This is a genomic window from Streptomyces sp. MBT65 (genome assembly GCF_016612545.1).
Lineage (GTDB): Bacteria > Actinomycetota > Actinomycetes > Streptomycetales > Streptomycetaceae > Streptomyces.
In genome coordinates this window covers 25,227-47,839 of record NZ_JAENRY010000141.1, presented here as the reverse complement: position 1 = coordinate 47,839, position 22,613 = coordinate 25,227, and the positions used below count along the sequence as shown (strand labels likewise).

At 70.2% G+C, this 22,613-nt stretch carries 20 protein-coding genes and 2 tRNA genes; 4 read left to right on the top strand and 18 right to left on the bottom strand.

What is annotated here, in order from left to right; translation table 11 throughout:
- Window positions 1–324: 324 nt before the first annotated feature.
- The 3 genes from JHN63_RS29090 to leuS all read right to left on the bottom strand — a co-directional run bounded on the left by JHN63_RS29090 (window position 325) and on the right by leuS (window position 4,722).
- Complete coding sequence (locus JHN63_RS29090) at window positions 325–852, bottom strand: DegV family protein (RefSeq protein ID WP_200686160.1); 528 nt, start codon at window positions 850–852, stop codon at window positions 325–327.
- A 108-nt stretch (window positions 853–960) separates the two neighbouring features.
- Window positions 961–1,692, bottom strand: coding sequence for a hypothetical protein (locus JHN63_RS29085; protein WP_200686158.1), 732 nt, complete (start codon window positions 1,690–1,692; stop codon window positions 961–963).
- 150 nt (window positions 1,693–1,842) lie between these two features.
- Entirely contained in the window at window positions 1,843–4,722 is a 2,880-nt protein-coding gene (gene leuS, locus JHN63_RS29080; protein WP_200686156.1) for a leucine--tRNA ligase, read from the bottom strand.
- Between the two features lie 444 nt (window positions 4,723–5,166).
- Between leuS and JHN63_RS29075 the strand changes: the two genes are divergently transcribed.
- Window positions 5,167–6,504, top strand: a complete 1,338-nt coding sequence (locus JHN63_RS29075; RefSeq protein WP_200686154.1) for a cytochrome b/b6 domain-containing protein — start codon at window positions 5,167–5,169, stop codon at window positions 6,502–6,504.
- Window positions 6,501–8,114 (top strand): NADH-quinone oxidoreductase subunit NuoF family protein, encoded by a 1,614-nt coding sequence (locus JHN63_RS29070; protein WP_200686152.1) that lies wholly within the window; start codon window positions 6,501–6,503, stop codon window positions 8,112–8,114. The genes JHN63_RS29075 and JHN63_RS29070 overlap by 4 nt, the downstream gene beginning before the upstream one ends.
- Window positions 8,115–8,240: 126 nt before the next feature.
- Here JHN63_RS29070 and JHN63_RS29065 read toward each other — a convergent pair.
- The 3 genes from JHN63_RS29065 to JHN63_RS29055 form a co-directional block, all read right to left on the bottom strand.
- Window positions 8,241–8,313: transfer RNA gene (locus tag JHN63_RS29065), tRNA-Ala, on the bottom strand.
- Window positions 8,314–8,446: 133 nt separating this feature from the next.
- The gene (locus tag JHN63_RS29060) at window positions 8,447–8,680 is read right to left on the bottom strand and encodes a hypothetical protein (protein WP_003976229.1); all 234 of its coding nucleotides are present in this window, start codon (window positions 8,678–8,680) and stop codon (window positions 8,447–8,449) included.
- Between the two features lie 246 nt (window positions 8,681–8,926).
- The gene (locus tag JHN63_RS29055) at window positions 8,927–10,303 is read right to left on the bottom strand and encodes an MFS transporter (RefSeq protein WP_200686150.1); all 1,377 of its coding nucleotides are present in this window, start codon (window positions 10,301–10,303) and stop codon (window positions 8,927–8,929) included.
- A gap of 202 nt (window positions 10,304–10,505) precedes the next feature.
- On the opposite strand from JHN63_RS29055, the gene JHN63_RS29050 reads away from it, so the two are divergent.
- The gene (locus tag JHN63_RS29050) at window positions 10,506–11,351 is read left to right on the top strand and encodes a helix-turn-helix transcriptional regulator (RefSeq protein ID WP_200686148.1); all 846 of its coding nucleotides are present in this window, start codon (window positions 10,506–10,508) and stop codon (window positions 11,349–11,351) included.
- A 70-nt stretch (window positions 11,352–11,421) separates the two neighbouring features.
- Here the strand turns inward: JHN63_RS29050 and JHN63_RS29045 are convergent.
- The 7 genes from JHN63_RS29045 to JHN63_RS29015 form a co-directional block, all read right to left on the bottom strand.
- Window positions 11,422–11,494 (bottom strand) — tRNA-Ala (locus JHN63_RS29045).
- Window positions 11,495–11,587: 93 nt separating this feature from the next.
- Window positions 11,588–12,253: a histidine phosphatase family protein gene (locus tag JHN63_RS29040; RefSeq protein ID WP_200686146.1), complete on the bottom strand. Its 666-nt coding sequence runs from the start codon at window positions 12,251–12,253 to the stop codon at window positions 11,588–11,590.
- Window positions 12,250–12,693: a ribosome silencing factor gene (rsfS, locus tag JHN63_RS29035; RefSeq protein WP_200686144.1), complete on the bottom strand. Its 444-nt coding sequence runs from the start codon at window positions 12,691–12,693 to the stop codon at window positions 12,250–12,252. The genes JHN63_RS29040 and rsfS overlap by 4 nt, the downstream gene beginning before the upstream one ends.
- 121 nt (window positions 12,694–12,814) lie before the next feature.
- Complete coding sequence (locus JHN63_RS29030) at window positions 12,815–14,518, bottom strand: LCP family protein (protein WP_200686134.1); 1,704 nt, start codon at window positions 14,516–14,518, stop codon at window positions 12,815–12,817.
- Between the two features lie 16 nt (window positions 14,519–14,534).
- A complete protein-coding gene (nadD, locus tag JHN63_RS29025) occupies window positions 14,535–15,224 on the bottom strand; it encodes a nicotinate-nucleotide adenylyltransferase (protein ID WP_200686132.1) in 690 nt (229 codons plus the stop codon).
- A 67-nt stretch (window positions 15,225–15,291) separates the two neighbouring features.
- Complete coding sequence (locus JHN63_RS29020; protein WP_200686130.1) at window positions 15,292–15,453, bottom strand: hypothetical protein; 162 nt, start codon at window positions 15,451–15,453, stop codon at window positions 15,292–15,294.
- A 200-nt stretch (window positions 15,454–15,653) separates the two neighbouring features.
- Window positions 15,654–15,815, bottom strand: coding sequence for a hypothetical protein (locus JHN63_RS29015; protein WP_033285921.1), 162 nt, complete (start codon window positions 15,813–15,815; stop codon window positions 15,654–15,656).
- Between the two features lie 101 nt (window positions 15,816–15,916).
- Between JHN63_RS29015 and JHN63_RS29010 the strand changes: the two genes are divergently transcribed.
- The gene (locus tag JHN63_RS29010) at window positions 15,917–17,044 is read left to right on the top strand and encodes a M48 family metallopeptidase (protein WP_200686128.1); all 1,128 of its coding nucleotides are present in this window, start codon (window positions 15,917–15,919) and stop codon (window positions 17,042–17,044) included.
- 208 nt (window positions 17,045–17,252) lie between these two features.
- On the opposite strand, the gene JHN63_RS29005 is transcribed toward JHN63_RS29010, so the two are convergent.
- From JHN63_RS29005 to proB, 5 genes are all read right to left on the bottom strand, one after another.
- Window positions 17,253–18,341, bottom strand: coding sequence for a hypothetical protein (locus JHN63_RS29005; protein ID WP_200686126.1), 1,089 nt, complete (start codon window positions 18,339–18,341; stop codon window positions 17,253–17,255).
- 334 nt (window positions 18,342–18,675) lie between these two features.
- Window positions 18,676–19,257: a hypothetical protein gene (locus tag JHN63_RS29000; RefSeq protein ID WP_200686124.1), complete on the bottom strand. Its 582-nt coding sequence runs from the start codon at window positions 19,255–19,257 to the stop codon at window positions 18,676–18,678.
- Window positions 19,258–19,378: 121 nt separating this feature from the next.
- Window positions 19,379–20,665 carry a glutamate-5-semialdehyde dehydrogenase gene (locus JHN63_RS28995; RefSeq protein WP_200686122.1) on the bottom strand — a complete coding sequence of 429 codons (1,287 nt, stop codon included), beginning with the start codon at window positions 20,663–20,665 and terminating at the stop codon, window positions 19,379–19,381.
- A 126-nt stretch (window positions 20,666–20,791) separates the two neighbouring features.
- Window positions 20,792–21,250, bottom strand: coding sequence for a hypothetical protein (locus JHN63_RS28990; protein ID WP_374222954.1), 459 nt, complete (start codon window positions 21,248–21,250; stop codon window positions 20,792–20,794).
- 236 nt (window positions 21,251–21,486) lie between these two features.
- Complete coding sequence (proB, locus tag JHN63_RS28985; protein WP_200686162.1) at window positions 21,487–22,593, bottom strand: glutamate 5-kinase; 1,107 nt, start codon at window positions 22,591–22,593, stop codon at window positions 21,487–21,489.
- Window positions 22,594–22,613 lie beyond the last annotated feature (20 nt).

Here is a 22,613-nt window from a genome sequence, read left to right as displayed (position 1 = left end):
GCGGCCCGGGCCGCTGGTCGCAGTCGCTGTGTGTGAGCGTGATCGAAGTGCCATGCGCCGAGGATCGGACATTCCGCGACTTCGCGATGATCTTGGTCAATTCCCGGGGACGACCGCCCAGTTGTGGATAACTCCGTCACCCACACGAGCGTCACCCGCGCGGGGAACCGGCCAAGGCACCAGTCCAGGACGCCCGTTCAAGGCACCCGTTCAAGGCACCCGCTCAAGATGCCCGCTCAAGGCGCCGCCCCCGTACTCCCGGCCCAAGGCATCAGCCCTCGAACACCACCCCGGCAACCCCCGTCACCGGCAGAGCCACCCCCGTCACCGAGGCGAAACCACAGCCCCCAACAACCCGGGCCCGGTATGCGCCCCGATCACCGCCCCGACCTCGCTCACATGCAGATCCGCCAACCCCGGCACCCGCGCCCGCAACCGGTCCGCGAGAGCCGACGCCCGCTCGNCGCCGAGCTCTCGGGCACCTACGACGCGGCCGTCGTCGCCGCGCGTGAGCCGCACCGGCACCGGTGCCTCACGCGCGGCGACGACGGCCGCGTCGTAGGTGCCCGAGAGCTCGGCGGAGAGGTGGAGGGAGACGATGCCGGTGGCGCCGGACTCGGCGACCTTGCGATAGGTCTCCGCGAAGAGCTGGGGGCTGGGGCGTGAGGTGGTGACCGGGCGTCGCTTCTGCAGGGCCTGGGCCAGCGAGCGGGTCGAGATCTCGGTGCCCTCTTCGAGTGCCCGGTCACCGAGGACCACGGTCAGCGGCACCGCGGTGATGCCGTGGCGCTCCATCGTCAGCGGCGGCAGGTAGGCCGTTGAATCGGTGACGATCGCGACATGGCGGGACATGAGCTGGAGGTTACCTGCCGTAGCGGCCGGGCGGCAGCCCGACCCCTTTCACCTGGGCCGGAACCGGCCGGATCACACCGCACCGACGGACCGATCCGTGCCGCCCGATCAAGTCGTGCTCTCGGGACGGGGTTTCTTCTGCCAGGGGTACGTGGGGCGCCGTCCCGGCGGGGTGATGGCGGACGGCGCCGGTTCCTCGGCGGTGGGGCGGGAGCGCGGGGGCTCCGGCCAGGTCTGGCGGCCCGCCGTGGGGTCGGCGGGCGGGGCGTCGGGCCACGGGGGCGTCGGGTCCTCCGACTTCGTCCAGTGCCGCAGGGCGCCCGCCTCCATGTCTATCTGGGCGCTCAGCGTGTCCAGGTCGTCCTCCGCGAAGCGGCCGGCGCGGTCGCGGGCCGCCCAGCGCAGCGAGTCCGCCGACTTCGTGATGCGCTCGGTGCGCTCGCGCAGGGCGGGCAGCCGCTCGGCGAGCGTCCTGCGGTCCGGCTCGGACTCCAGTCGCCTGAGTTCGCCGTCGAGTTCGCGGCCGTGTGCGCTGAGTCGCTCGAAGAGGCCCAGGGACTCCTTCAGGGACTCGTCCTCGGTCACGCCCGCGTGCAGCGCGTCCTGCGTCGCGCGCATCGACGTGCGCAGCGCGAGCCGGAGTTGGGCCACCTGTCCCTGCGGGCCGGGCTGGGCGAAGGACTTGGCACGCAGGGTGTGGTCCTCGACCGAGCGCCGGGCCTGCGCGACCGTACGGTCGACGCCTCGCTTGGCCGCGCCCACGGCCTTGACCGCCGCATAGCCGCCTACGACGACGAACAGCAGGAAGAGAAGGGCGAAGACTGCGATCACGGCTTCCAACGCTCCTCCACCGGCTCCGGGCGGCACACGCCGCGCCGCTCTTCAACGGTAAACGCAAAGGGCAGGCCCGGAGTTCCAAAAGAACCCCGAACCTGCCCGTAGGGGACTACCCCGAGGCGTTCACCCCGGACGGCCCACCGCTGTGCCGAACTACGCCGGAACGATGTTGACCAGCTTCGGCGCCCGCACGATGACCTTGCGGATGCCCGCGCCCTCCAGCGCGGCGACGACCTTCTCGTCGGCCAGCGCGACCTTCTCCAGCTCGGCGTCGGAGATCGTCGGGGAGACCTCCAGGCGCGCCTTGACCTTGCCCTTGATCTGCACGACGCAGGTCACGCTCTCGTCCACGACGTACGCCGGGTCGGCGACCGGGAAGTCCTGGTGGACCACCGTGTCGGTGCGGCCCAGCTTGCGCCACAGTTCCTCGGCGATGTGCGGGGCCAGCGGCGCGATCAGCAGCACCAGCGACTCGGCGACGGAACGCGGCACCGCGCCACCCGCCTTGGTCAGCTGGTTGTTCAGCTCGGTGATCTTGGCGATGGCGGTGTTGAAGCGCAGCCCCTGCAGGTCCTGGCGGACGCCGTCGATCGCCTTGTGCAGGGCACGCAGCGTCTCCTCGCCGGGCTCGGTGTCGACGACCGTGACCTCACCGGTCGTCTCGTCGACGACGTTGCGCCACAGCCGCTGCAGCAGCCGGTACTGGCCCACCACCGCGCGCGTGTCCCACGGCCGGGACACGTCCAGCGGGCCCATGGCCATCTCGTACAGGCGCAGCGTGTCGGCGCCGTACTCGTCGCAGATCTCGTCCGGAGTGACCGCGTTCTTCAGGGACTTGCCCATCTTGCCCAGCAGCCGGGAGACCTTGTCGCCCTGGTAGTAGTACTCGCCGCCCAGTTCCTCGACCTCGGCGGCCGGCACCGGGAAGCCGCGGCTGTCCCGGTAGACGTAGGCCTGGATCATCCCCTGGTTGAACAGCTTGTGGAACGGCTCCGGGGACGAGATGTGCCCCAGGTCGAACAGCACCTTGGACCAGAAGCGGGCGTACAGCAGGTGCAGTACGGCGTGCTCGGCGCCGCCGACGTACAGGTCGACGCCGCCGTGCGGCATGCCCGCGCGGGGGCCCATCCAGTACTGCTCGATGGCCGGGTCGACCAGCTTCTGGTCGTTGTGCGGGTCCAGGTAGCGCAGTTCGTACCAGCAGGAACCGGCCCAGTTCGGCATGGTGTTGGTCTCGCGGCGGTACTTCTGGGGGCCGCGGCCGTCGCCCAGGTCCAGGGTGACGGCGACCCAGTCCTCGTTGCGGGACAGGGGCGTCTCCGGGGACGTGTTCGCGTCGTCGGGGTCGAAGGTGCGCGGCGAGTAGTCCTCGACCTCCGGCAGCTCCAGGGGCAGCATCGACTCGGGCAGCGAGTGGGCGATGCCGTCCTCGTCGTAGACGATCGGGAAGGGCTCGCCCCAGTAGCGCTGGCGGCTGAACAGCCAGTCGCGCAGGCGGAAGTTGACGGTGCCCTCGCCGATGCCCTTGCGGGCCAGCCACTCCGTGATGCGGGCCTTGGCCTCGGCTACGGGCAGGCCGTCCAGGGAGATGTCGTCGTTCGAGGAGTTGATGATCTTCGCGTCGTACGACCCGAAGGCGTTCTCCCACGTGGACGTGTCGGTGCCGCGGCCGTCGGTGGGCTCGACGATGCAGTGGATCGGCAGCTCGAAGGCGCGCGCGAAGTCGAAGTCGCGCTGGTCGCCGCAGGGGACGGCCATGATCGCGCCGGTGCCGTAGCCCATCAGTACGTAGTCGGCGATGAAGACGGGGATGCGCTCGCCATTGACCGGGTTGGTCGCGTACGCGCCGGTGAAGACACCGGTCTTGTCCTTGGCCTCGGCCTGCCGCTCCACGTCGGACTTGGTGCCGGCCTGCGCGCGGTACGCGGCGACGGCCTCCACCGGAGTGGCGTGGCCGCCGGTCCACACGTCGTGTGTGCCCTCGGGCCAGGCGGCCGGCGTGAACTTGTCGACCAGCGGGTGCTCGGGCGCCAGCACCATGTAGCTCGCGCCGAACAGGGTGTCCGGGCGGGTGGTGAAGACGGTGATGTGCTCGCCGTCGACGGGGAAGTCGACGCGGGCGCCCTCGGAGCGGCCGATCCAGTTGCGCTGCTGCAGCTTGATGGCCTCGGGCCAGTCCAGCTCCTCCAGGTCCGCCAGCAGCCGGTCGGCGTAGGCGGTGATGCGCATGTTCCACTGGCGCAGCTTGGCCTTGAAGACGGGGAAGTTGCCGCGCTCGGAGCGGCCGTCGGCGGTGACCTCCTCGTTGGCCAGGACCGTGCCCAGGCCGGGGCACCAGTTGACCGGCGCTTCCGAGGCGTACGCCAGGCGGAACTCGCCCAGGACGTCGGCACGTTCGGTGGCGGTCAGGTCCGGCCACGCGCGCGTGTGGCCCGGTACGGCGCGCTCACCGGACTCGAACTGGGCGATCAGCTCGGCGATCGGGCGGGCCGTGTCGGCCTCGTCGTCGTACCAGGAGTTGAAGATCTGGACGAAGATCCACTGGGTCCACTTGTAGTACTCGGGGTCGATCGTGGCGAACGACCGGCGCTTGTCGTGGCCCAGGCCCAGCGCGCGCAGCTGGGACGTCATGTTCTCGATGTTGGCCTCGGTGGACACGCGCGGGTGCGTGCCGGTCTGCACGGCGTACTGCTCGGCCGGCAGTCCGAAGGCGTCGAAGCCCAGGGTGTGCAGCACGTTGTGGCCGGTCATCCGCTGGAACCGGGCGAACACATCGGTGGCGATGTAGCCCAGGGGGTGGCCGACGTGCAGGCCCGCACCGGAGGGGTACGGGAACATGTCCATGATGAACTTCTTGGGGCGGGCGGCCAGTTCGGGGTCGCCGGCCAGGTCACCGGTCGGGTTCGGCGCCTCGTAGGTACCCTCGGCGTCCCAGAAGTCCTGCCAGCGTGCCTCGATGTCCGCGGCCATGGCGGCCGTGTAGCGGTGCGGCGCGACCACCTCGGCGGCGGCAGCGGGGTTCGTCTCGCTCATGATCCTCAAAGCTCCATCGATCGTCTCTGCCAGCGGCTGCGTCGTTCAGGCCGTGATGTCCAGGTGTGACATCCGGCAAATGAAAAATCCCCTCGCACAGGAGGGGACGCCGCGCCGATTCCAACCTCACCGGTCACCGGTGGTCGGGACTCATCAGCGCGGCTCGCTAAGCAGAAGGCGTACGGCACGCATGGCATGAGGGTACCGCAGCCCTTGAGCACAACGCGACGCGCTTCCGTATCACCCTTGGCACCCCTGACCGCACCGGCCGACACTGAACCAGGTTCAAGGACTACCTTCGCGTACCACCCACTACGGGACATCGCAGCAAGCGCATTGTCGTTTGATAACAACGCAATAACTCAAACCTCGTACCCACCGGTATGGAGCCACTTAGAGTTCGGCAGCGGGACCGCTTTCCCGATACTGCTCGGAGTTGCCCCCATGAACGCTCGTCGTAGTACCAGTTCGCTCCCCAAGCCGGGCCGTTCGGCCTATGGCGTGGTGAGCCTCGTCGTCCTGCTCTTCATACCCGTGTTCGTGCTGCTCGGAGGGAACCGGGTACAGGACTTCCTCAACTTCGGTGCGGGCGTTCTCTCGCTCGTCTCCCTGACCTGCTCGGTGATCTGGGGGCTGGTCGCCCAGGACCGGGTCATCCTCAACATCCGCCAGCGGATCGTGGCCCAGGGCATCCACCGGGTGACCGCCGTCGGCTCGATCGCGTTCCTCGTGATTCACATCACGGTCAAACTGGCGCTCGACCACACCGTCCTGATCGCCGCGCTGATCCCCTTCAGCCTCGGTGTGACGGGCAGCGCCGGACTCATCGGCCTCGGCTCCCTGGCCGGCCTGCTCATGATCTTCGTGGGCATCACCGGTGCCCTGCGCAACCAGTTCGCGTCCCCGGCGCCGGTGGCCGCCCGCTGGCGCGCGATGCACATGCTGGCCTACCCGGCCTGGTGCGCGGCGCTGGTCCACGGCCTGTTCGCGGGCCGCGCGGCGAAGCCGTTCTTCATGATCTCGTACGAGCTGTGCCTGGTCGGGGTCGCCGCGGCCCTCGCCCTGCGCTCGGCACCCCGCCCCATCAAGCGGAAGTTCGCCGACAAGGTCGCGATGCTCCTGGGCAACGAGGAGCGGCCGGGTCTCGACGAACTCGACGCGAGCCGGGGCCGCGTGGCCGAGTCCGCGCTGCCGGGCTACGAGAGCCGGCGTCCGGCCGAGGGCCGACGCGCCGCGTCGCAGCCCTCGTTCACGGACACCGGGTCGGTCCCCCGCGTGGACCCGATCGCTGCGCAGTACGAGACGAGGTCCATGACCCCGGTCGCCGACACGAACGGCTTCGCGGCCGCCTACCGCACCGCCACACCGGAGTCCACCGGTCAGATGCCGTACGTCACCGACCAGAACGCCCGCATGAACGTGCCCATGGACATGCAGAACACACAGGCCGTCCCCCGCGCGGACAGCGGCGGCAGCACCTCGGGAACCTGGCCGGTCCCGTCGCCGCCGCCGGTCGGCGAGGCGCCCCCGTCCGCCTACGACCCGCTCCAGGACACCGGGTACAACATCCCCACGTACAACAACAACGCGGGCACGGGCGGATACGGCGAGGGATACGTGTACCCCACCGGTGAGTCGAACGGCACCTCCGGTACGTACAACCCCAATGACACGTACAACAGCGGTCCCGCCACTGATCAAACGCCCAACGCGTCGTACGACTTCGACGCGCAGGGCGGCTCGGGCGAACCTTGGAACACGCCTTCCGGAGGCTATAGGTGAACGAGGCCCTGCCCGACGTCCCAGAAGTCCGCGTCGTCGGGCTTCCGCAGCTCACGTCGGGCTTCGACCTTGTCGAGAGACTCGACCTGCCCATGCACCTCAAGGTGCATGGGCCGCTCGAACCGATGGGCGGGGAGCAGCTCGCGAAGCTCTCCGAGGCCATCAACCTGAAGGGCCGCGGCGGCGCGGGCTTCCCCTTCCACAAAAAGCTCCGGTCGGTCGCCGAGGCGGCGATCAAACGCGGTGTACGACCGGTCGTCGTCGTCAACGGCAGTGAGGACGAACCGGCCTGCCGCAAGGACACGGTGCTCATCAACCGTGCCCCGCACCTCATCCTGGACGGCGCCCTCCTGGTCGCCGAAGCCCTGGGTGCCCGCACGCTCGTGGTGGGGGTCACCCGGGAGTCGACGCAGCGCTCCATGGAGGCCGCGCTCTCGGAGCGCGGCCTGAGCAACACCCGCCGCTCGGCCCTGAAGGCGTTCGTCCAGCGCAACCCGGTCCGCATGGTCACCGGCGCCGCCGCGTCGCTGATCCGCTCGATCGACGGCGGCCCGGCGATCCCGCCCGGCCGCAAGGTCAGCGCCTCCCAGAACGGCGTAGGCGGCGTCCCGACCCTGCTGTCGAACGCCGAGACCTTCGCCCAACTCGCCATCGCCGCCCGCATAGGCCCCGAGCGCTACGGCAACACCGGTCTCTACGACGAGCCCGGCACCGTCATGCTCACGGTCTCCGGAGCGGTCGCCCGCCCCATGGTGATCGAGGTCCCCACAGGCGTACCGCTGCGCTACGTCCTGCAGTTGGCCGGCGCCCCGCCGGTCCCCCAGGGTGTGCTGACGGGCGGTTACCACGGCAAGTGGATCGACGCGGCGACGGTCAACGAGGCGATCGTCTCCCGCAACTCCCTGGACGCGGTGGGCGGTGCGCTCGGCGCGGGCGCCATCATGCCGATCACCCAGGAGACCTGCCCCCTGGGCGAGTCACTGCGCGTGGCCCAGTGGCTGGCCGACGAGAGCGCGGGACAGTGCGGTCCCTGCTACCTCGGTCTGCCCGCCGCCGCGCGCGGCATGGAGGACATCCTCAACGGCGGCGGCCCGGCCGCCCTGGAGGCGCTGAAGCAGGTCGCCAAGGCCGTGAAGCGGCGCGGTGCGTGCTCGCACCCGGACGGCTCCGCGATGTTCCTGGAATCGACCATCAAGGCGTTCACGGACGACCTCGCCGCCCACGTCCTCGGAAACGGCTGCGGAAGGCCCGTGGAGGGCGTTCTGCCGCTCTTCGAGGGCGGCCAGCTCCCCGCGGGCATCACGAGCGGCGCGGAGGCCGAGGACAACGGCCCCAGCCGTCAGAAGATCTACGTCGACTGGACGCTGTGCCGGGGCCACGGTCTGTGCGCGGACATCCTCCCGGAGGTCTTCGAACTCGGCGCCGACGGCTTCCCCACCGTCGCGCAGGCCCAGGTGCCGCGTTACGCGGAGGCGAAGGCGCTCCGCGCGGTACGCCGTTGCCCGGCGCTCGCCCTCCGCCTGGAGGAGGAGACCGCACGGGACAAGGGGCCCGCGCGCAACCTGCCGGTCCTCTCCCAGGGCCGCGGCCGGCGGGCCCTGGGCCGCTGAGCACACGAACGGCGGGCCGCCCTCTTCTTTGAGAAGGGGCGGCCCGCCGCTCCATGTCCTGCGCCAACTCCCCCTGGACACACCGAAGGCGGGTCATCCGATGGGATGACCCGCCTTCGATTTCTGTGGAGCTAAGGAGAATTGAACTCCTGACCTCCTGCATGCCATGCAGGCGCTCTACCAACTGAGCTATAGCCCCTTGCGGTGCGCTACCGGGTCTCCCCGGCGACGACGCCAACATTACCGGTGGACCCTGCGCACCACCAAATCGTTTCCGTCCACGTCACCGTGACCGTGATCGCCGGGACCTCCTCACGGGGTCCCGGCCCAAGTCAAGCCGTGACGAACGAATAGAACCGCTTCAAAGTGCAGTGCTCTTCGAGGAGTCGACCGTAGATCGGCTCACCCTCGAGTTCGCGGTACGTCTCGATCGGGTCGCCTTTTATGATCAGCGCCCGCGCGCACTCCTCGCACCAGTACTGGTAGTCGGGATTCACCGGTTCCATGTCACGGACGATCGGCGTCCCACTGCCGCACCAGTCGCACTTTCGCCTGTGTGCACCCATCGATCAGCTCCAGCTGTGGCCGCAGGCCGTGCACACGTAGGAAACTCCGCCGTTGTCACCAAGGACTTGGGCCACGTGGGCGGAACCGCAGGAAGGGCAGCTCAGGCGGGTGATCGTATCTCGTATCAACGCCGCATCGAAGAGGTGGTCGACCTCCTCGATGATGCTCGCAGGCATCGCTACTCCCTCCCGTCGGGCCGCGCCCCCTTCCGGCCGTTTGATTCTGCCACGGCCGGACCAATACGGTCAGCGACGCCTTCGTACCAGTCCGGACACGGCACCCACCGCGGCCGTCCCCGTCAGCGCGAACATGCACGCCAAAAGCGCCTTCGCAGAGGTATACGCCCCCGGGGCCCCAAGTGACTCAAGCCGGTTCAAGAACAGTGTGCCGAAAACCGCGACCCCGAGCAGCTGACCCAACTGCGCGACCGTGGACAGCAGACCGCTGGCGTCCGCCGCGTCCTCGGGCCGCACGGCCGCCAGGGCCCGGGTCAGCGTCGGACTGAAGGCGAGCGCGAGCCCGGCCCCCACGCCGACGTACGCCACGTACAGTACGGCTCCACCGCGGTCGCCGCCTTCGAACGCCAGGCCGACTCCCAGAACGGACGGCATCGCGATCACGAAACCGAGCGGGGTCAGCGCCCGCTGCCAGGCCGCCGGCCACCTGCGCCAGGTGAGACCGACCACCCCGAAGACGACCGCGGTCGGCGCGAAAGTGAGGCCGGCGCGCAGCGCGCTGAAGCCGAGGCCGCCTTGGACATGCAGGGTGAGCGCGAACAGGAAACCGGCGTTGACGGCCATCACGGCAAGGATCCGGAAGACGGCCAGGCCCATGCCGGGGTGACGCAGCACACGCGGTGCGATCAGCGGGGCGCCTCCGCGCCGGGCGAGCCGGGACTCGTAGCCGCAGAACGCCGCGAAGAGCACAGCCGACGCGATCAGCGACAGCCACGACCACAGCGGCCAGCCCTCCTCCTGCCCCAGCACCAGAGGCACCGTCAGCAGCGAGACGGCCGAGGCGAGCAGCACCAGCCCCGGCACGTCGAAGGCCCGCGCCCGCTCCGGCTCCGCCCCGCCGTCCCACGGCAGCACGCGTCGGCCGACGAGCAGGAGTACGACGCCCACGGGCACGTTGACGAGGAACACCGGCCGCCAGCCCGTGCCGAACAGGTCGGCGCTGACGAGGACGCCGCCGAGGATCTGTCCGGCCGCGGCGCCGACGGCGATGACCGCCGAGTACAGGCCGAGCGCCCGCATCCGGGCCTCGCCGATGAAGTTCCGCTGGATCAGGCTGAGCACCTGCGGGATCATCAGCGCCGAGCCGCAGCCCTGGATCAGGCGGAACACGATCAGCTCGGTCGAGCCCTGGGCCAGACCGCAGGCGAGCGAGGCGGCGGTGAAGAGCGCGAGCCCGGCGAGATGGACCCGGGCGTGACCGAGCCGGTCGCCGAGCCGGGCGCCGGTGATCAGCAGCACCGAGTACGTGATGGTGTAACCGGCGATCACCAGCTGCAAGTCGGCGCCGGACGCGTGGAGTTCGGTGCCGATGGTGGGGGCGGCGACGTTCACGATGAACACGTCGAGCAGCGCCATGAACATGGCCGCGAGCAGGACCGCGAGCATCGGCCCACGGCGATTGTCAGTGCCAGGGTCTTTACTGGTGGCAGGAGTTGGGACGGGTGCGGAATCCGGTTCCGTCCGGGGTGTTGTCGTCATGCGGTCGAGCGTGGGGGCGCTCCGGTACGGGTGCCGAGAGCCCGCTGATGCTGGTACTGGCAGCACCTGGCAGCGACCAGGTCGGGCGCCGAACATGGGGGATGTGACGATGGGGACGACACAGCGCCGACGACCTGAGCTGGCCGCGTTTCTGCGCAGCAGGCGCGCGAGGGTGACACCGCACGACGTGGGCATGCCGCCGGGTTTCCGTCGGCGTACGCCGGGGCTGCGTCGCGAGGAGGTCGCGCAGCTCTCCGGAGTGGGCGTCACCTGGTACACGTGGCTCGAACAGGGGCGCCCGATCAACGCCTCCGCGCAGGTGCTGGACGCCGTGGCGCGCACGCTCCGGCTCGACGCGCCGGAGCGCGAGCATCTGTACCACCTGGCCGAGGTGCCGTACGCGCATCCGCCGGAAGTGATCGCGGAGTCGGTGGGACCGGAGATCCAGGGCATCCTCGACGCCCTCGAACCACGTCCCGCGGTGGTCTACAACGCGCGCTACGACATCCTCGCCACCAACGCCCCCTACCGCACGGTGTTCTGGCTGGACCCACTGCCACCGGGCCCGATGGCCAACGCGCTGTGGAAGCTGTTCACGGTGCCGGAGGAGGAGTGCCCGTTGCTGTACCGGGAGACGGAACTGCCGGTGATGGTGGCGACGTTGCGCTCGACCTACGGACTGCATACGGGCGAGCCCGTCTGGGAGGACTTCATACGGGGGCTGTCGGCGGCGAGTCCGCTCTTCGCGCGGTTGTGGAAGAGGGGAGACGTGGCGGAGCCGGGGCGGCGGGTGAAGACGTTCCGGCACGAGGAGGTGGGCGAGATGCGGATGACCTCGGTGTCGTTGTCGATCAACGGCATGCCGGAGTGCCGGATCGTCGTCTACACCCCGGCCGACGAGGAGACTCGGCTACGCGCGCAGACGCTGACAGCGACGAAAAGATCCCACCCCTGAAAGGGATGGGATCTCATCGATTCGATCGTGGACGACTCTCGATCCTTGACAACTCAAGAGTGTCGATCTGTGGAGCTAAGGAGAATTGAACTCCTGACCTCCTGCATGCCATGCAGGCGCTCTACCAACTGAGCTATAGCCCCGTCTGTTCTTCCCGCTCGGCGGGCGAACAAGAAGAACTTTAGCCTGCGACCTGCCGGAAAGTGAAATCCGGGGTCGGGGCCCTGGAGGGCCGCTCAGTCGTCGTCGCCGAGCACCGGTTCCGGGAGTGTGCCGGCGTTGTGTTCCAGCAGGCGCCAGCCGCGGGCGCCCTCGCCGAGCACGGACCAGCAGCAGTTGGAGAGGCCGCCGAGACTCTCCCAGTGCTGGGACTCCAGACCGAGGAGACGTCCGATGGTGGTGCGGATGGTGCCGCCGTGGCTGACCACCACGAGGGTGCCGTCCTCGGGCAGCTTCTCGGCGTGCCGCAGCACGACGGGGGCGGCCCGGTCGGCGACCTCGCTCTCCAGCTCACCGCCACCACGGCGGACCGGCTCCCCGCGCTTCCACGCGGCGTACTCCGCGCCGTGGCGGGCGATGATCTCCTCGTGCGTCAGCCCCTGCCAGACGCCCGCGTAGGTCTCCCGCAGGCCCTCGTCGTGGGTGATGTCGAGGTCGGTGAGAGCGGCCAGCTCGGCGGCCGTGTTCGCCGCCCGCTTCAGGTCGGAGGCGACGATCGCGTCCGGCTTGAGAGAGGCCAGCAGCCGGGCGGCGCGGCGGGCCTGGCCGACGCCGGTCTCGGTGAGCTCGACGTCCGTGGTGCCCTGGAAGCGGCGCTCCACGTTCCACGCGGTCTGGCCGTGCCGCCACAGGATGACCCGGCGACCCCGGCCCGCCTTGCGGCCGTCCGCGCCGGCGGTCACCGCACCTCCCCGTACTCCGAGACGTCCTCCTCGGCCTGCAGCTTGGCGTGCTCGGCAGCCTTGCCGCGGGTGGCCTTCGCCTCCTCGGGGAGGTCCAGCTCGGGGCAGTCCTTCCACAGCCGCTCCAGGGCGTAGAAGACACGCTCCTCGCTGTGCTGGACGTGGACGACGATGTCGACGTAGTCGAGCAGGATCCAGCGGGCGTCACGGTCGCCCTCGCGGCGCACCGGCTTCGCGCCGAGTTCCTTGTTCAGCCGCTCCTCGATCTCGTCGACGATCGACTTGACCTGACGGTCGTTGGGAGCGGAGGCCAGCAGGAAGGCGTCCGTGATCGACAGCACATCGCTGACGTCGTAGGCGATGATGTCGTGCGCGAGCTTGTCGGCGGCCGCCTGGGCGGCGGCGGAGATGAGCTCGATGGAGCGGTCAGTGGCGGTCACTACGCGGCTTTCGGTCGGCGGTCAACAGACCTCAAGGGTCTCACGGACCGCGGACGGGCCCCCACGTGAATAACGGATCATGCCCCGGACACCGGCTGCGGCCTCCGGGGCGTGCTCTCCGTCACGAGGACGACGACGGCTTGTAGTCGGTGCCCAGGATCACCGAGACATCCGCGTTCGCGGCGACTGTGCCCTTGGTCACGGTGCTGGTGGGCAGGCCCAGGGTCTTGGCGACCTCGGTGGCGTTCTCCTTGTCGGCCGCGTCGGAGTACGTGATCTTGGACGTGGCCGAGGTCCCGGACGCGGTGCCGGCCTCCAGGAAGGTGAAGCCGCCGTTGAGGAGGACGACGCGGGCCTTCTCGGTGTCGTCCTTGACGCCGGTGGCGTTCTGGACCGCGACCCGGACCGCCGAACCTTCGTCGGGGCTCTTCGCGGTGCCGCCCAGGATGTCCTTGACGACACTGGCCGAGGCCTGCGCGGTCAGGGTGCCGTCGTTCTGGACGGGCAGCAGGGCCGTCTTGTAGTCGCCGCTCTTGGCGAGGTCGGCGAGCTTGGCGAGGAAGGTGCCGAGGTCCTTGTCGGTGAGGGGCGGGTCCAGGATCTGGGCCAGCGTCTGCACGGTGGTGGTCGCCGCCGTCGGGTCCGAGGTCAGCTGGCGCAGCACGCCCTGCATGACCTGGCCGAACCGCTCCAACTGGGCGTTCTGGGCCTCGCCGGAGGCGCGGTAGGTGGCGTAGGCGACGGCCATCTTGCCGCTGAGGGTCTGGTCCTTGCCCTTGTGGACGAGCGGCGCGGCGCTCTTCTTCGTCGCGGCCGGGTCGGGCACGTCGGCGTTGGTGTCGAGATCGATGTTGCCGACGAGGTCGACCAGGTTCTGCAGGTAGGGGGTGTCGAGGCGCCAGGTGCCCTCGATGTCGGTGCCGAGGACGGTGTTGAGCTGGTCGACGGTCCCGGACGTGCCGTCGTCGTCGACCGACTTGGCCAGTGTCGTCGTGTTGCCGTCGTCGTCCGTGAGGGCCAGCGAGTTGGGCAGCAGCACGGTGGTGCCCTGCTTCAGGGTGGTGTTGTCGACGAGCAGCACCGAAGAGGTGCCGCCCTTCGCGGTGTTGTGCAGATGGACCACGATCACGTCGCGGTTCTGGGCGCCGGCGGCCGTCGTGGTGCCCGACTTCGAGGCCGACGAGGAGACTCCGGGGAGTTTCCCGGCGTACCAGAGGTAGCCGACGCCGCCGGACACGACCAGGGCGAGGGCCACGACGAGGGCGACCATGCGACCACGGGCGCGGCGCTTGGCCTCCTCGCGGCGCTCGGTGCGGTTCTCGGTGAAGTTCAGCCAGTCGATGACGTCCTCGGAGTCGTCGGTCGGCTCCTCCACGAAGGCGAACTGCTCGGTACGGTAGTCCCGTTCACCCGTCTCGGGGGTCTTCGGGGCTTCGGTGTCCTCGGCCGGGCCGCCCTGCTGCGGGATGTAGGCGGTCTGCTCGGCGACCCGGGGCTGCTGTCCACCGGTCGCGGTCTGCCCGTAGGGGTCGTAGGCCGTCGTCGTCCCGGTGGCGTACGGGTCGTAGCCGGACTGGGGCGCCTGCCGGCTGTCGTAGGCCTGCTGGGCGCCCGTGTCGTAGTCGGGCGTCTGCTGCTGGGTGCCGGTCGCGTACGGGTCGTAGGCGTAGCCCTGCTGCTGCCCGTACGGGTCGTACGGCTGCTGCTGCGGGGGCTGTTGGGTCTGCTGGGCCGGGACCTGGCGGTAGACAGGCTGGTTGTACTCGTCGTAGCCGACGAGCTCGTACTGGTCGCCGCCGTACCCGGCGTCGTATCGGTCGTTCACCGGTGCCCCTCTCGGCTCACTCGCCGCGGTACAGCTCGCGCTTGTCGATATAGCGCACGACTCCGTCGGGCACCAGGTACCAGACGGGATCGCCCTTCGCGACTCTCGCACGGCAGTCTGTGGAGGAGATGGCCAGCGCGGGAACCTCGACCAGCGAGACACCGCCCTCCGGAAGACCGGGGTCGGTCAGCGTGTGGCCGGGGCGGGTGACCCCGATGAAGTGCGCGAGGGAGAAGAGTTCCTCCGCGTCCCGCCAGGTCAGGATCGCGCCGAGGGCGTCGGCGCCGGTGATGAAGAAGAGGTCCGCGTCGGGGTTGAGCGCGCGCAGGTCGCGCAGGGTGTCCGTGGTGTAGGTGGGGCCGCCGCGGTCGATGTCGATCCGGCTCACCGAGAACTGCGGGTTCTCGGCGGTCGCGATGACCGTCATCAGGTAGCGGTCCTCGGCGAGCGCGACCTTGCGGTCGGTCTTCTGCCACGGCTGACCGGTCGGGACGAAGATCACCTCGTCCAGGTGGAACTGCGCGGCGACCTCACTGGCCGCCACGAGGTGTCCGTGGTGGATCGGGTCGAACGTTCCGCCCATCACGCCGAGCCGGCGCTTGCCGGGGTTCGACGGGCCGTTGTTGCGCGGGCCGTTCACCATTCGGATCTCCGTGCCGCGCGTCGTGTCGTTCGCCGGACCGGTAGGCATGTCCTGCTCTCCCATGCGTGCAGACCCTACCGGCCCGGTGTGAAGACCCCGGGACCCGTCCGGTGGACAGAAGGGACAGACCCTAGCGGTCGCGGTTGAAGCGGGTGGTGATCCACAGCAACAGCATCAGGACGATGAACGCGCCGCCACCGGTGATGATCGGCTGGAGGCTCTCGTGGTTGCCCCCGCCCTCACCCTCGGCGGCAAGAGTGACCAACTGGGCAGCGGTGCCGTGGATGTTCATCTTCAGCAGAACCTATCCAATGGGGTCCCCCCGCTCGAGCGCAGTCGAGAGTGGGGAGGGCGGGATAAAGATGTCGGCCCATGGTAAGCGGGCGCCCCGGCGGCGATCACGCCGACTCCGCCATTGGGAAGCCGACGGGCAGCCGACGGGCAGCCGACCGGAACACGACCTGGGACGCGAGAGGGAACTCGACGGGCGTCTCAGTCGTCCTTCTGTTTGTACCCGCGCAGCAGGAACCACGCGGTCAGGATGCAGCCGAGGAACATCACGATCAGTACGACCCTGAGCAGATCCCCCGACCCTTGCCGGGGGGCGGCGCTCGCGGCCTCTGCGAGCCAGGCGGCTGCGGAATGGGGCTCCATGCGTTGACTCCTTCGCTGTACTGCCCGTCCACGGTATCTCCGCCTAGGCTGGGCTCTGCTTCGGGGGCACTCAGGGCACTCACACGCACATGGGGGACCACATGTCCGAAGACGGCCACGAGCAGAACGGGCACGAGAACGTACCGAGCAGGCAGCGCAGGCGCTTCCCAGGAATCTCCTCGCGTGCGTACGAGCACCCGGCCGACCGTTCCGCCCTGGTGGCGCTGCGCAAGCTGACCGGGTTCGACACGGTGTTCAAGGCGCTCAGCGGGCTGTTGCCCGAGCGCAGTCTGCGGCTGCTGTTCCTGTCCGACTCGGTGCGCGTGTCGGACCAGCAGTTCGCGCACCTCAACGACATGTTGCGGGACGCCTGTTACATCCTGGACCTGGAGAAGGTCCCGCCGATGTACGTCACCCAGGACCCGCAGCCCAACGCGATGTGCATCGGCCTGGACGAGCCGATCATCGTCGTCACCACCGGCCTGGTCGAGCTGCTCGACGAGGAGGAGATGCGGGCGGTCGTCGGCCACGAGGTGGGCCACGCGCTGTCCGGCCACTCCGTGTACCGCACGATCCTGCTGTTCCTGACCAGCCTGGCCCTGAAGGTCGCCTGGATCCCGCTGGGCAACCTCGCGATCCTGGCGATCGTGACGGCGCTGCGCGAGTGGTTCCGCAAGTCGGAGCTGTCCGCCGACCGCGCGGGTCTGCTGGTCGGCCAGGACCTGCGGGCCTCGATGCGCGGCCTGATGAAGATCGCCGGCGGCAACCACCTGCACGAGATGAACGTGGACGCCTTCCTCAAGCAGGCCGAGGAGTTCGAGTCGGGCGGCGACCTGCGCGACTCGGTGCTGAAGATCCTGAACGTGCTGCCCCGGTCCCACCCGTTCACCACCGTGCGGGCGGCCGAGCTGAAGAAGTGGGCCGAGTCCCGCGACTACCAGCGGATCATGGACGGCCACTACCCGCGGCGCAGCGAGGACAAGGACACCTCGGTCACGGACTCGTTCCGCGAGTCGGCGGCGAGCTACGCCAGCAACGTGAAGAGCTCCAAGGACCCGCTGATGAAGCTGGTCAGCGACATCGCCGGCGGCGCGGGCGACCTGGGCGGCCGGGTGCGGCGCGGCTTCGGCGGCTTCGGGGGCACGTCACCGCAGGACGAGTCCCCGTCCGGTTCGGCCAACGGCACCGAGCAGCCGCCCACGGACGCACCGCCGCGCGACGAGGACTGACCCGGACCGACCCACCCGGACCAACCCACACACCGGCACCGGTCCACCCACACCGGCTTCACACCTACGGCTGCCGCCCGCGCGGGAGGCAGCCCCGGGTCGGTGTGCGGGTGGGGTGGACCGGTGCCGGTGTGTGGCCAGGCGGGTGGGCGAACCGGTGTGGTGTGCGGGCGGGCGGAAATTCAGGAAACTCACACCCTGGGCACACTCACACCTTGGGCTGCGCGCTCGTCGCCAGGGTCCCGCACAGCGCCGTCGCGCTGCCCGTCGCGTACGGGTCCGTGCCGGCCGGGCCGCCCGCCTTGGCGGTCTGGCCGGCGAGCAGGGGGCGCAGATGGGTCACGGAGTCCTCGGCGCAGGACAGGGGCCCGGCCTGGACGTAGGAGACGACGAGCTGGGCCTGGTGCATGCGCAGGTCGTCGCGGTCGAAGCGGAAGTGCAGTTCGCGGCGGACGGTGAACAGGGACGCCTCGGCCTGGACGCCGGAGCCGGCCGAGGCCGTCGAGCCGGTGGGCCGTAGCGCGTAGACGAAGGTTCCGTCGGCGGTGACCTCGAGGATGGACGAGTCGATCTCGGTGGCCTGGAGGGTGCCCTGGACGCGGATCTTGCGGTCGGCCAGTTGGACGCGTGAGGGGTCGAAGCGAACCAGCCATCCGGTGGGCTCGTGCCGGCCGTCGGCGGTCGGGTGCTCGAAGCTCTGGTCGAACTGGTCGAGCTGGTCCGGGTCGACGAGGACGCGCGCGGGGCGGATCTGTCCGCCGGTGAGGACGGCCGGGTAGAGCGAGGACTCCACGATGTAGTCCTTGGCGGTGCTCAGGGCGGCGATGACCTGGCTGTCCGAGAAGTGCGCGGTGCGCCGCGCGGCCGGCAGCGGTATGCCCTCGCCGCCGATGCCGAACTGCGCGGCGGGGCTGTGCGCGTAGAGGGACTCGGCGTCGGCCGCCCCCGGCACCTTGCCCTGCGGGGACAGCGGGATCACGGTCATCCGCAGCGGCTCGACGGGCTGCTGGGCCGTGGGGGTCGTGTACGGGTGCCGTACGCCCATGTAGATCGCGGTGCCGAAGGCGACGGCGATCAGCATGACCAGGATCAGCGCCTGGCGGGAGAGACCGCGGCGCAGGGCCGGGCGGCGGCGGACGGCGGGGGCGTGGTCGGCCATGCGCTCCTGCGCGGAGAACTCCTGGAGCCGGGCAGCGCGGACGAACGACTCGTCGAAGACGACGGATCGGTACTCGTCCTCACCACCACCGGGAGCGCCTTGGGGCGTCCCCTCGGGTGGGTCTCCTGGACCGCCCATACTTTCAGAGTAGGTCTCTGGAGCCTCAGGTAAACGCCCTGCTACACGACAAGTTCTGACAGGTTCTCACCCAGGGCCTGTCCGGCGGATCCTGTCGCGGACGCGGGGCGTGGCACGCACTCCCCCACTGTCTCAAAGGCGTCGGGGGACCCCGCCCGCGTTGTCGTCACTCGCCGACGTCCCCATCGCGTCGCCCGCGGCGGCAGCCGCTGATGTCAACGCCTCCTCCGCCTTGCAGCCGCACGCACCACGCCCTGCTCACCGGCACCGATCAGGCACCGCCGATTTCCCGCGACCTGATCCGCCGGACAGGCCCTGGCCGGTCACAGCCCGCTCAGGGCGTGCGCGGGACCGCGGACATTGGTGGCTGGGAGTTGTCGGCGGAGGCGGAGGGTGCCGCCGCCGTGCCCTGTTCCACGCCGGTGGAGGCCGGGGGCGGGACGCGGTCCCTGTTGCCCGAGGACGCGCCGCGGTAGACCGCCGAGAAAGCCAGGGCGACCATGCCGATGCCCATCACGAGGGCGAGCAGCCAGGCGACCGGGCGGTGCCAGCGGACCTGTTTGCCGTAGGTCCCCGGCGCGCCGTAGCGGCCCTCGACGACATCGGGGTCGTCCAGGTCGTCGAGTTCCGGATCATGGCCGAATTCGCGGCCGTAGGCGTCCTCGAAGGGGTCGTCGTCGCCTCGGGCACGTCTGCCGTACTGGGCGCGGCGGGCTTCGGCCTCGGAGGCCTCGGCTCTTGCCTGCGCGGCGGCAAGGAGGCGCTCGACGGCGGTCGGCTCGTGTACTACGGCCGCCCGCACGAAGGCCTCGTCGAAGACCACGGAAGCGAACTCTTCGTCCGACTTTCCGCGGTCGTGGTCGTCGTCGGGCTCCCAGCCGTCAGGGAACGGCGTGCCCCCCACGTCCTCCGGCACCTCTCCAGAGTAGACCTGGGGGGTCAGTTTGGGCAGGCGGTAGAGAAATTCATCCGCTGGGTGAGACGTCCGCCCCGGGACGTGCCCGTATGCCCGACGCATATGCCGGACGGCCGGTGGCTCAGCGGCGGATGTGGCCGTCGCCCGTGACGATGTACTTGGTGCTGGTCAGTTCCGGCAGGCCCATCGGGCCCCGGGCGTGCAGCTTCTGGGTGGAGATGCCGATCTCCGCGCCGAAGCCGAACTGGCTGCCGTCCGTGAAGCGGGTGGAGGCGTTGACGGCGACGGTGGTGGAGTCGACCAGCTGGGTGAAGCGCCGGGCGGCCTGCTGGGAGGACGTCACGATCGCCTCGGTGTGGCCGGAGCTCCAGAGCCGGATGTGCTGGACGGCCTTGTCGAGCGAGTCCACGACGGCGGCGGCGATGTCGTAGGAGAGGTACTCGGTGTCCCAGTCCTCCAGGGTGGCCTCGACGACGGTGGCGTCGGAGTCCTTGGCGTAGGCGAGGACACGCTCGTCGGCGTGGACGGTGACGCCGGCCTCGGCGAGGGCGTTCAGGGCGCGCGGCAGGAACTCGGGGGCGATGTCCTGGTGGACGAGGAGGGTCTCGGCGGCGTTGCAGACGCTGGGCCGCTGGGCCTTGGAGTTGATCAGGATGTCGATCGCCATGTCGAGGTCGGCGTAGGCGTCGACGTAGACGTGGCAGTTGCCGACGCCGGTCTCGATCACGGGGACCGTGGACTCGGAGACGACGGTCTGGATCAGGGAGGCGCCGCCGCGGGGAATCAGGACGTCGACCAGGCCCCGGGCGCGCATCAGTTCGCGCACGCTCTCGCGGCTCTCGCCGGGCACCAACTGCACGGCGTCGGCGGGGAGTCCGGCGCCGCCGACGGCGTCGCGCAGCACGCGCACAAGGGCGGTGTTCGACTCGTAGGCGGAGGCGGAGCCGCGCAGGAGGACCGCGTTGCCGGACTTGAGGCAGAGGGCGGCGGCGTCGACCGTGACGTTCGGGCGGGCCTCGTAGATGATGCCGACGACGCCGAGGGGGACGCGGACCTGGCGCAGGTCGATGCCGTTCGGGAGGGTCGAGCCGCGGACGACCTCGCCGACCGGGTCGGGCAGCGCGACGACGTCCCGTACGTCCGAGGCGATGGCGCGGACGCGCTCGGGGGTGAGCGTCAGCCGGTCGATGACCGTCTCGCTGGTGCCGGCCTCGCGGGCCTTGGCGATGTCCTTGGCGTTGGCCTCGACGATCTCGCTCGTCCGGACCTCCAGCGCGTCCGCGATGGCGAGCAGCGCGTCGTCCTTCTCGGCGCGCGGGAGCGGCGCGAGGTCGGCGGCGGCGGACTTGGCGCGGTACGCGGCCTGCGTGACCGGGGACAGGGAGTCGTACGGCGAGAGCGTGGTCATGAGGGAAGGGTAGTGCGCCGGGCGGAGGCGTCCACCGGCTATCCCAAACCGCGAGACAGGCGCGGAAGGGCCCGAAGACGGCTCAAAACGGATCCCGGAAGGTCGGGGGTCCGAGGGCGGCGGGCCTCAGAACGGATGGACACCGACGGGGGTCGCGGGCAGCGGGCCGTACCCCTCGGAAATGCGCTGGTGGTAGGTCTCGCGGTCGATGACCTCCAGGCCGACGATCTCCCACGGCGGCAGCTTCGCGGTCTGGCGGTGCTCGCCCCACAGGCGCAGGGCCACGGCTGCGGCGTCGTGCAGGTCGCGGGCCTCTTCCCAGTAGCGGATCTCCGCGTGGTCGTTGGCGTAGCGGCTGGTCAGCAGAAAGGGGTGGTCGTGGGCGAGCTGTTCCAGACCGCGCCGGACCTCCTTCAGCGGGGCCTCGCCACCGGAGACGCTGAGGGTGACATGCCACAGCCGGGGGAGGTCCTTGGGTTCCTCGCCCTCGTACCGGGCGCCGGCCGCGACGCTGGTCAGCGTGCGCTCCTCGCCGGGCGCGCGGGAGGCGGCACCACCGCGGGACGCCGCCGCCCCAGAGCGCACTCGTCTCACGACGGCCTCCTTACGCAAGGGGCGAGCTGCTGGGCTCGCGCGGATGGGTCCCTGAGCAAAGTTGAGCAGGCCGAAGGCGTCCGCGTGGCGCTTTTACGGAAGGTCCACCTCTCGGCTGTTGCCCGGGGCGGGCGTTCCCACTCTTTTCGACCGGGGGTCCGGGAGGTGTCCCCCGGGTGGGCACAGCGCGGAAGGTCCACCAAGGGGAGGCGGACGTTTCGGTTGTTCTACGGGTGCAGGATCACCAGGTCGTCCCTGTGTACGACTTCCCTCTCGTACGACGGTCCCAGCTCCCGTGCCAGTTCCCGGGTGGAGCGGCCGATCAGCTGGGGGATCTCCTTCGCGTCGAAGTTGACGAGCCCCCGGGCCACCGCGTGCCCGGCGCCGTCCCGGAGTTCGACGGGGTCGCCCGCGCTGAACTCGCCCTCCACGGCGGCGATCCCGGCCGGCAGCAGCGACATCCGGCGCTGCACGACCGCGCGCACGGCACCGTCGTCGAGGGTCAGCGAACCCTGCGGGGTGGACGCGTGCTGGAGCCAGAGCAGCCGGTCGGCGGACCGCTTCCCGGTGGCGTGGAAGTACGTTCCCGTGTCGCCGCCGCTCATCGCGTCGGTGGCGTGGACCGTGCTGGTGAGCACGACGGGGATGCCCGCGGCCGCGGCGATCCGGGCCGCCTCGACCTTGGTGACCATGCCGCCGGTGCCGACGCCGGCCTTGCCCGCGCTGCCGATCTCGACGTGCGCGAGGTCCTGCGGTCCCCGGACTTCCACTATCCGCGAGGTGCCCGGCTTGCTGGGGTCGCCGTCGTAGACGCCGTCGATGTCGGAGAGCAGGACCAGCAGGTCGGCGTGGACGAGGTGGGCGACGAGGGCGGCGAGCCGGTCGTTGTCGCCGAAGCGGATCTCGTCCGTGGCGACGGTGTCGTTCTCGTTGACGATCGGGAGGGCACCCATGGCGAGGAGCTTGTCGAGGGTGCGGGAGGCGTTGCGGTGGTGGGAGCGGCGGCTCATGTCGTCGGAGGTGAGCAGCACCTGTCCGACGCGGATGCCGTAGCGGGCGAAGGAGGCGGTGTAGCGGGCGACGAGGAGTCCCTGGCCGACGCTGGCGGCGGCCTGCTGGCGGGCCAGGTCCTTGGGGCGGCGGCGCAGTCCGAGGGGCGCGAGGCCGGCGGCGATGGCGCCGGAGGAGACGAGGACGACCTCTTTCTCCCCGCCGCTGCGGCTCTTGGCGAGGACGTCCACGAGTGCGTCGACGCGGTCGGCGTCCAGGCCGCCGGCCGCGGTGGTCAGGGAGGAGGAACCCACCTTGACGACGATCCTGCGGGCCTCGGTCACGGCCTGCCTTGCCCCTGCCA